6 protein-coding genes, 1 tRNA gene and 2 pseudogenes are annotated in these 9,584 nt (G+C 40.5%); 6 read left to right on the top strand and 3 right to left on the bottom strand.

The features are described 5' to 3' along the window. Positions 1 to 35: 35 nt before the first annotated feature. Positions 36 to 1,958 carry an ATP-dependent zinc metalloprotease FtsH gene (ftsH, locus tag HMPREF0027_RS05310; protein ID WP_044024445.1) on the bottom strand — a complete coding sequence of 641 codons (1,923 nt, stop codon included), beginning with the start codon at positions 1,956 to 1,958 and terminating at the stop codon, positions 36 to 38. Between the two features lie 103 nt (positions 1,959 to 2,061). Continuing rightward, entirely contained in the window at positions 2,062 to 2,688 is a 627-nt protein-coding gene (rlmE, locus tag HMPREF0027_RS05305) for a 23S rRNA (uridine(2552)-2'-O)-methyltransferase RlmE (protein WP_005622820.1), read from the bottom strand. Between the two features lie 230 nt (positions 2,689 to 2,918). On the opposite strand from rlmE, the gene HMPREF0027_RS05300 reads away from it, so the two are divergent. The 6 genes and pseudogenes from HMPREF0027_RS05300 to HMPREF0027_RS05275 all read left to right on the top strand — a co-directional run bounded on the left by HMPREF0027_RS05300 (position 2,919) and on the right by HMPREF0027_RS05275 (position 8,427). After that, positions 2,919 to 4,895, top strand: coding sequence for an exoribonuclease II (locus HMPREF0027_RS05300; protein ID WP_005622819.1), 1,977 nt, complete (start codon positions 2,919 to 2,921; stop codon positions 4,893 to 4,895). Between the two features lie 74 nt (positions 4,896 to 4,969). Next, positions 4,970 to 5,341 carry a CidA/LrgA family protein gene (locus tag HMPREF0027_RS05295; protein WP_005622818.1) on the top strand — a complete coding sequence of 124 codons (372 nt, stop codon included), beginning with the start codon at positions 4,970 to 4,972 and terminating at the stop codon, positions 5,339 to 5,341. After that, on the top strand, positions 5,338 to 6,024 hold the full coding sequence (locus tag HMPREF0027_RS05290; protein ID WP_005622817.1) for an LrgB family protein: 687 nt from the start codon (positions 5,338 to 5,340) through the stop codon (positions 6,022 to 6,024). Before HMPREF0027_RS05295 ends, HMPREF0027_RS05290 begins: the two co-directional genes overlap by 4 nt. 28 nt (positions 6,025 to 6,052) lie before the next feature. Beyond that, complete coding sequence (apaH, locus tag HMPREF0027_RS05285; protein WP_044024296.1) at positions 6,053 to 6,865, top strand: bis(5'-nucleosyl)-tetraphosphatase (symmetrical) ApaH; 813 nt, start codon at positions 6,053 to 6,055, stop codon at positions 6,863 to 6,865. Between the two features lie 63 nt (positions 6,866 to 6,928). Further along, positions 6,929 to 7,005, top strand: a tRNA-Val gene (locus HMPREF0027_RS05280). A 201-nt stretch (positions 7,006 to 7,206) separates the two neighbouring features. Continuing rightward, positions 7,207 to 8,427 (top strand): annotated as a pseudogene (locus HMPREF0027_RS05275) (tyrosine-type recombinase/integrase). Positions 8,428 to 8,596: 169 nt separating this feature from the next. Here the strand turns inward: HMPREF0027_RS05275 and HMPREF0027_RS05270 are convergent. Next, a pseudogene (locus HMPREF0027_RS05270) lies at positions 8,597 to 9,427 on the bottom strand (DUF5906 domain-containing protein); the annotation flags it as partial. Positions 9,428 to 9,584: the final 157 nt, after the last annotated feature.

Here is a 9,584-nt window from a genome sequence, read left to right as displayed (position 1 = left end):
ACATTTGCTTCTTGGCTTGTATTGATAGCTAATAATTAAGCGTCTGCTTGTTTATCTGCAACTTCTGCATCCGTATTCGGCGCATCTGTCGGCTGCTGTTCATCAGACTTCGATGCCGTGCTGGAATCATTTGATGAACTATGATCGTTCTTATCATTCCAACCTGCCGGCTCGCCAACCGGACGGCGATTCATTAAATCATCAATTTGTTTGCGATCTAACGTTTCATATTTTAACAATGCGTCTTTCATCGCATGTAAAATATCCATATTGTCTTCTAACGTTTTCTTCGCACGCTCGTAGTTACGATCAATGATTTTACGCATCTCTTGGTCAATCAATTTTTGTGACTCTTCCGATACGCCTTTGATTGCCCCCATACCGTCTTCATTTTGATAGAACAACGGACCTAACTCTTTAGAGAAGCCCCATTGGGTTACCATTGCACGAGTAATTTGCGTTGCACGGTGAATATCTGAAGACGCACCGGTAGTAATTTTATCTTCACCAAAAATAAGTCCTTCGGCAATTCGTCCTGCAAATAAGGTTGAAAGCTGGCTTTCCAATTTGGTAAAGGTTTCACTTACGCGGTCACCTTCCGGTAAGAATTGTGCAAAGCCAAGCGCTTGACCACGAGGCACAATGGTTACTTTATTGAGCGGATCATGCTCAGGCATTAAATAACCGACAATAACGTGACCGGCTTCGTGATAAGCGGTATTCATCAATTCTTTTTCGGTCATCGTATTTGAACGACGTTCCGGTCCCATATTGATTTTATCGCGTGCTTTTTCAAAATCGTCCATAGTTACGACACGTTGGTTTTTACGTGCGGCAAATAATGCAGCTTCATTAACTAAGTTTGCTAATTGTGCGCCTGAATAACCCGGTGTACCACGTGCAACCACCATTGGATCAACATCCGGTGCAAGTGGCACTTTTTTCATATGCACTTTTAAGATTTGCTCACGACCTTTCACATTCGGTAAATCTACCGTGACTTGACGGTCAAAACGTCCCGGACGAGTTAACGCATCATCAAGCACATCCGCACGGTTCGTTGCAGCGATAATAATAACGCCTTCCGAGCCTTCAAAACCGTCCATCTCAACTAACATCTGGTTAAGAGTTTGTTCACGCTCATCATGACCACCGCTAAAACCAGCACCGCCACGTTTACGACCGACTGCATCAATTTCATCGATGAAAATGATACAAGGTGCATTTTTCTTCGCTTGTTCAAAAAGATCACGCACACGAGAAGCACCAACACCGACAAACATTTCAACGAAATCAGAACCCGCCATAGTAAAAAACGGCACACCCGCTTCGCCGGCAATTGCTTTTGCCAATAATGTTTTACCCGTACCCGGAGGACCAACCATAAGGATACCTTTTGGAATACGTCCACCCAGTTTTTGGAATTTGCTCGGATCTTTTAAGAAGTCCACCACTTCACCGACTTCTTCTTTAGCTTCATCACAGCCTGCGACATCGGTAAAACGTGTTTTAACTTGCTCGGCAGTCAGCATTTTTGCTTTGCTTTTACCAAAGCTCATTGCGCCACGACCGCCACCGCCTTGCATTTGGCGCATATAGAATACCCAAAAGCCAATTAGCATTAGCATCGGGAACCATGAAATAAAAATCTGCGATAACAAACCACGGCGTTCTTCCGGTTGACCGGTAACCGTTGCGTTTGTTTTTGCTAGATCCGCCAATAAGTATTCATCATACATTGGCATCACGGTTTGATATTGCGTACCATCATTTTTAGTAACAGAGATGGTTTCATCGTTACGTTTGAAATCCACTTCTTTCAGATTATTCGATTTGATATCGTTTAAGAACGTTGAATAAGCAACCGTATTATTGTTACCAAAGTTTGAGTTAAAGCCTTCAAAAGCCGTCATGAGCACAATCGCCACAACTACCCAAAGGACAATATTTTTAACCATATCGCTCAAGGCTAATTTCCTCTTTTAGAATAAAAAAACTTGTTATGTCGCTAGATAACAAGCGGTCTGATTTTGCAAATTTTTTGCAATTTTTAACCGCTTATTAGCCTTTATAACCCGTTGCTACAATATAAACTTCTCTTGAACGATCACGAGAAGCTTCAGGTTTACGCACTTTCACGGTGCTAAACATTGCACGAATATCTCTTAAATAATCATCAAAGCCTTCGCCTTGGAACACTTTAACAACAAAACTACCTTTAGGAGCAAGTACCTGACGACACATATCCAAAGCCAGTTCCACTAAATACATTGCTCGTGGAATATCAACTGACGGCATACCGCTGAAATTCGGCGCCATATCCGACATTACTACATCCACCATATCATCGCCGACACGCTCTAACAGTGCATTCAGTACTGATTCTTCTCGGAAATCGCCTTGTAAAAAGTCTACGCCGACAATCGGATTCATATCTAAAATATCACAGGCAATAATACGACCTTTACTGCCAATTTGCGTTACCGCATATTGAGACCAACCGCCCGGTGCCGCCCCTAAATCCACTACGATCATCCCCGGTTTGAATAAGCGATCGGTTTGTTGAATTTCATCTAGTTTAAAATAAGCTCGTGAGCGTAATTTTTGTTTATGTGCTTTTTGTACGAACTGATCTTTAAAATGTTCTGCCAGCCAACGCGATGAACTCGCACTTCTTTTTCTGCCCATTAAAATAAATCTCTTTCCTGCCTTTTAAAAAATCTAGTTTACCATAATAAGGGCAATTTGGCGCTATTCAAGAGCGAAAAGAGAAGTAAAGTTAAAATTTTGTAATAAACGGTCGATTTTTGTCATTTTTTACAAAAAATTCAGCAAATCTAACCGCTTTCCGTTATAATCCTTACTAGATTTCATGGTGCAACTACGCTGCACCTTTTTTATTTTTGTAGAGAGAATTTATGTTTCAAAATAATCCGTTACTTGCCCAATTAAAACAACAAATTGAGGCAAATAAAGAATATGTAGAAGGCACGGTTAAAGCCTCAGATAAGGCATTCGGTTTTTTAGAATGTGACAAGAAAAGTTATTTCATTCCGCCAATGGAAATGAAAAAAGTAATGCACGGCGATAAAGTAAAAGCGGTAGTAAAACGTGAAGGTGATAAAGGACAGGTAGAAATCGACAGTTTACTTGAACCGATGCTTGATCGCTTTATTGCACAAGTACGTTTTAACAAAGACAATAAATTACAACTTATTGTCGATCACCCAAGCATTAAAAATATCATTCCGGCAAATACGCATAAAAAAGTCACTGAAACATTGGAAAGTGGTGACTGGGTAGTGGCGCAGCTTAAAACTCACCCATTACGTGACGATCGTTTCTTATTTGCTCAAGTCACGCAATTTATCTGTAAAGCGGACGATAATTTCGCACCGTGGTGGGTGACCTTAGCTAGTCACGAACAGCCTCGTGAACCGGTTGCGAATGAGAAAAACTATGAATTGCACGATGAATTAGATCGTGAAGATCTCACTTCACTCTATTTCACTACGATCGACAGTCCTAGCACGCAAGATATGGACGATGCGCTATACATCGAGCCCATCGAACAAGGTGAAGAACAAACTGGTTGGCGTTTAGTGGTGGCGATTGCTGATCCAACCGCCTATATTCCGGAAAATTCAAATATTGAAAAAGCCGCTCGTCAACGTTGTTTTACCAACTATTTACCGGGCTTCAATATTCCGATGTTACCTCGTGAGCTGTCAGACGATCTTTGTTCTCTCGTACCAAATGAGAAACGTCCGGCGTTAGTTGGTTATATCGAAACCGATTTAGCCGGTAATATTATTGGCGATACACGTTTTGTTTCGGCATGGGTGGAAAGCAAAGCGAAATTAGCTTACGACAACGTATCGGATTATCTCGAACAGGTTGAAAATGCGTGGCAGCCGGAAAGTTCGGAAACTAAACAACAAATCGATTGGTTACACCAATTTACTCTTGCTCGCATTGAATGGCGTCGTAGCAATGCTCTGTTATTTAAAGAATCCGGCGATTACTCATTTGAATTGAATGCAGACGGTTCGGTACGTGATATCCACGTAGAATACCGCCGTATTGCAAATCAAATGATCGAAGAGTCGATGATCATTGCCAATATTTGCTGTGCGAAATTCTTAGCCGACAATGCCAAAACTGGCGTATTTAATACCCACGCCGGCTTTGATCCGAAAAATTTAGAATTAGCACAAAAATTCTTATTGGATACGTTAGCTACTGACGAAAACCGCGATGCGCTTACGGCATTATATGCGCCGGAAAAACTAGCAACACTTGAAGGCTATTGCGAAATGCGTCGTTCGATTGACGAGTTTCCGGAGAAATTCTTAGAGCTTCGTTTACGCCGTTATCTCACTTTTGCAGAGTTTAAATCGGAAGTTGCACCACATCTCGGTTTGGGGATCAGCCATTATGCAACTTGGACATCACCAATTCGTAAATACGGTGATATGGTCAACCATCGCTTAATCAAGCAAGTATTACTTGGCAAGCAGGCGAAAACGGTAGAAGAAAGCATCTTAGTTCGTTTACAAGAAGCTCGCCGTCAAAACCGTTTAGTGGAACGTGATATCGCTGATTGGCTCTATGCGCGTTACCTTTTTCCAATGGTGGAACAAGCGGTCGAATTTGACTGTGAAATTGCAGATGTTTCTCGTGGCGGTGTACGAGCGAAAGTGATCGCAAACGGCGCACAAATTTTCGTACCGTTCTCAACCATTCACGATAAAAAAGAAGAAATGGAATTCCGTCCGGAAGAAATCGCACTTTACATTAAAGGCGAAAAAGCTTACCAAATCGGACAGGCGGTTAAAGTCAAACTCACCGAAGTACGTTTAGAAACACGTTCAATTGTGGGGCATATCATCTAATCAGCAAGCGGTCAAATTTCGAGAATTTTTTGCAAAATTTTCTACAAATTTGACCGCTTATCACATGAGGCTTTATGCAAAAGAACATTATCGGCTTTGCCCTTTCTTTAGCGATTTTATGGGCAATGCTTTATCTCGGCAAAGGGTTAAATACGCTCATTCCTATCGGTATTCCGGATAGTATTTGGGGTTTACTTGTCTTATTTGTTACGCTTATTACAGGTTTAATCAAATTGGAATGGGTACTACCGACAGGACGTTTCCTAAACCGTTATATGCCGCTCGTTTTTCTACCGATTTGTGTGGGTATGATTGAATACGGCGAGATTTTAGTTCATTATTTTTTCTCGCTAATTATTTCCAATATCCTTAGTACAATAATTACCATTGTTGTAGTCGGTTGGGTAGCACAACGCTTATTCAAGCATTCGGAGGATGACCAATGATTTATCTTTATGCCTTACTGACTATCGTTGTCTTTTTCCTCAGTGTGAAGCTCAGTAAGAAATTAGCGATTTCGTTACTGAATCCTTTTTTATTAACGTTATTATTGCTGGTCGCAATCTTAGTGATTTTTCAAATCCCGTATAAAGACTATCAGCAAGGTACTTCTCCGCTCAGCTATTTTCTAGGTTTAGCGATTGTTGCTCTTGCAATTCCGCTTTATGAACAATTTCCACAAATTCTCCAACGCTGGAAGACAATCAGCTTTATTTTATTACTTGGTACGCTCGTTTCAATGTGTAGCGGTATGTTATTAGCACTATTATTTGGCGGTACACAAGATATAGTTGCCGCACTGATGCCGAAATCGGTAACCATGCCGCTTGCATTAGTGATTACCGGTGAAATCGGCGGCGAATTTGCTTTAAGCGCAGTAGGGGTAATGGTGGCGGGCTTATTGGGTGCGGTATTAGGAGTGCCTGTACTAAAACTTGTTCGTATTACTAATCCGCAAGCAATCGGTATGAGTTTAGGTATTGCGTCTCACGCACTTGGTACGGCTCGTTGTATGGAACTCAATACCAAATCAGCGAGTTATAGTTCATTAGCTTTAGTGATCTGCGGCTTACTTTCTTCATTTATCGCACCACCGATTTTCCATTTAGCAGTAAAATGGTTAATGTAGTTTTTCATTTATAACTTAAGAGGATATGATGGCAACTTATATTGTTGGCGATTTACACGGCTGTTTTGATGAGTTACAACTGCTACTCAAACAAGTTAATTACAATCCGACACACGATGAATTGTGGCTGACCGGCGATTTAGTTGCCCGCGGTGCAAAATCGTTGGAGTGTTTGCGCTTTGTGAAAGATCCGAAAAATAATGCAAAAACCATTTTAGGTAATCACGACCTGCACTTGCTTGCCACGTTACTCGGTATCAAAAAAGTGAAACCCCGCGATCAGGTGGATGCGATTTTTGAAGCAGAAGATCGTGCTGATTTACAAAATTGGCTGAGAAATCAACCGCTTCTTATTCAGCATCCGGCTCATGGATTCTTACTGGCTCACGCTGGTATCAGTCCTGAATGGAATTTAGCGGAAACTATCGCTTGTGCCAGAGAAGCGGAAGCCGTTTTACAAAGTGATGATTATGCCGACTATATCGCCCGAATGTATGAAAACACACCAGATCATTGGTCTGCCGAATGGCAAGGCATCGAACGTTGGCGCTATATTGTAAATGTCTTTACTCGTATGCGTTTTTGCTATGCCGATAAGCGGTTGGATTTTGCTTGTAAATTGCCGGTTGAAGATGCACCAAACGAATTAAAACCTTGGTTTGAATTAGATAATCTGTTATTTAATCAACAAGAAATTATTTTCGGTCACTGGGCAAGTTTAATGGGCAAAGCAGATAAACCGAATATCTACGCCTTAGACACCGGTTGCGCATGGGGTAACCACCTCACGATGATTCGCTGGGAAGATAAACAATGTTTCACCCAAGAACGCTTAAAATAAAATCAAACGAAATGTGAAGCCTTGCTATCCTTCATATTTTCCATTAGAATTTGTCTCAGTTATGCGACTATAGCTCAGTTGGTTAGAGCACCACCTTGACATGGTGGGGGTCACTGGTTCGAGTCCAGCTAGTCGCACCACTTTACCCCATTAAAGCCCATCATAACCGCTCAAGAATAACGTTAGAGCCTTGTTATATGGGCTTTTTTAGTACCTTTTACTTATCGCACCCCCTCACATTAAATCATATTAAAACGCCTTTTTATGTAACACGTTTTGTAACACACTGATAAAATGAAAAATAGCGTGTTACAAAAAACCTAAAAAGCAAGGTGGAATCTATGCCTAAAATCGTTAAACCTCTCAATAATACCGAAGTAGAAAAAGCCAAAATCAAACCGGCGGAATATTCCCTATCTGATGGTTATGGACTGTATTTAAGAGTTAAGCCCTCTAAGGTAAAAACGTGGATATTTAACTATCAAGAACCGATTACCAAAAGAAGAACTAATCTCACTATCGGATATTATCCGGTGATTTCCATTGCGGGAGCCCGTACTATTCGTGAAGAATACCGTGCGTTACTAGCAAAAGGAATCGATCCTAAAGCTCATAAAGAAGAACAAGAAAGGCAACAGGCAGAACAAAACGATAATACATTTTTAAAACTGGCCCAGTTTTGGAAAGAGAAAAGAAGTAAAGAGGTTGAACCGCTTACTATGGCAAAGAATTGAGCTAGACTGAAAAATCATTTATTCCCAGTATTAGGACATTACGCCATAGATAAAATCACGCCGCCAATACTTATAAAAGCGGTTAAACCTCTAAATGATAAGGGAATCAACGATACGTTACACCGTATCCTAAACTTGGCGAATCAGATTCTAAATTATGGCGTTACTGTAGGCGTATTGCCTTTTAACGTCTGCCAAAACGTAAGTGACGCATACCATAAAGAAACACAAACGCACCACCCGGCAATCAAGCCAAGTGAATTACCAAAATTAATAGCGGACTTCCAAAACTCAAATAGGGATTTTCTGACGAAAGTGCTTTTCAAATGGCAATTACTTTCTATGGTTCGACCGGCGGAAGCAGTAAGTATAGAATGGTCTGAAATTGATTTTGATAAAAATCTTTGGTTTATACCGGCTGAAAAAATGAAGAAAACACGTAAGGGGCAATTTCCTCATACAGTGCCGCTATCAACGCAAATGCTTAAAATTTTGGAAAGCCTACGCCCTATCACCGGCGTAAATAAATTTGTATTTCCACATTATAGCCAACCGAATAAATCAATGAGTAAAGAAACGATAACCAACGCACTAAGAAAAACTGGTTATCAAGGTATCCAAGATTCCCACGGTTTACGCTCTATCGCTAGAACATATTTAGAAGATCAAGCCGTAGATTTTAGGGCGGCAGAAAGTTGCCTCGCTCATAGAATAGGAAATGAAACGAGCCAAGCATACAACCGTGCGGAATATATCGAACTAAGACGGCCATTAATGCAGCTTTGGGGAGATTATTGCGAATCTTGCGGAATGGATTTAAGTTTCTAATAATGCCTATGAAAAACTTTTTTATATGTTTTGGTGTTCACCTGTTCGCTTTCACAATTTTCTTTTATAAATCAATAGGTTAAGCGGTTAACACTTAGATTTAAGACTTCACTTTGGCTTAACCTTTTGGTGAACTCTTATAAAAAAGCGGGCTTATCACCCGCTTTCTTCAGTTCAATACCTCATTTTTAAAGCTGTCAAAATCCTTAAAATGGATATTCGTTCGCCGTCCTGTTTTAGTATGTTTCTTCATAAAATCATGTTGATTCCCATGTTGCTTTAAGGCTTGCTCAATGCCAATCACAAAGTTACCTAAACCTAATTCGCTGATATTCATCGCCCTTGTATAAGCCAAATATGCCGGGTAAATATGCGTTCTGATTTTATCTACTCCCATATTAGCCACACCAACAAAAAGCCCGTCTATTTGCTCGGTAGTGTAGAAATGTTCGAAGAAATCCGTAAGCGGATCTGACAGTTTTTTGACTTCTAAGGCTTCTTGGCTATTCATTTGTGTATTTAAGGCTTTTTTTGCCTCTAACGAATCAGGAAATGTATCCAGCACTTTTCGAATAATGCCGCCAACCTCAAGCATTATTTTCTCTGTAAAGGTAGGATCACGCTCACTTTCTGGAACTACCTTTTTAAAATCAAAAATTACTCGCCTACGATCTACCCCTCCGGCTCGTTCAGTAAACCTACAAGGCTCATTATTGATAAGTATAATTAAAGCGGTAATCTTGGTAAAAAATGGCTTCTTATGTTTCGGATTGACTCGCAATAAATCACCGCCGCTAATTGTTTTTAATCCGCCACCATTTCCACCGTATTTTGATTGTTCAGGGCAAAGAATAAGCGTTTTATCCTCAAAGCCTTCTAAATCCTTCGCATTGTCAAAATCTTCTAACTTGGCGGATATAGTATTTCTTTCGCCAGCGAGTAATGTTGCAATATTCGCAAAAACAGATTTACCGCTACCGCCTTTCCCGGTAACTTCGAAAGGGGCTGTAGTAGATTAGCAAGAATGCTATACTACTACAGCCCCTTTATTTTTTTAGAAGGGTGAAGAGGTGAAGAGGTGAAGACTATTTTATAAAAAAACTATATAACAGTTATATAGGATAACGAATACCTAGGCTAAGAATTTATATAATACG

Origin of the sequence: Actinobacillus ureae ATCC 25976 (genome assembly GCF_000188255.1) — a bacterium.
Taxonomy (GTDB): Bacteria; Pseudomonadota; Gammaproteobacteria; order Enterobacterales; family Pasteurellaceae; genus Actinobacillus; species Actinobacillus ureae.
Note: the sequence above shows the minus strand (reverse complement) of the source record. Positions and strands in the feature narration are given on the sequence as shown.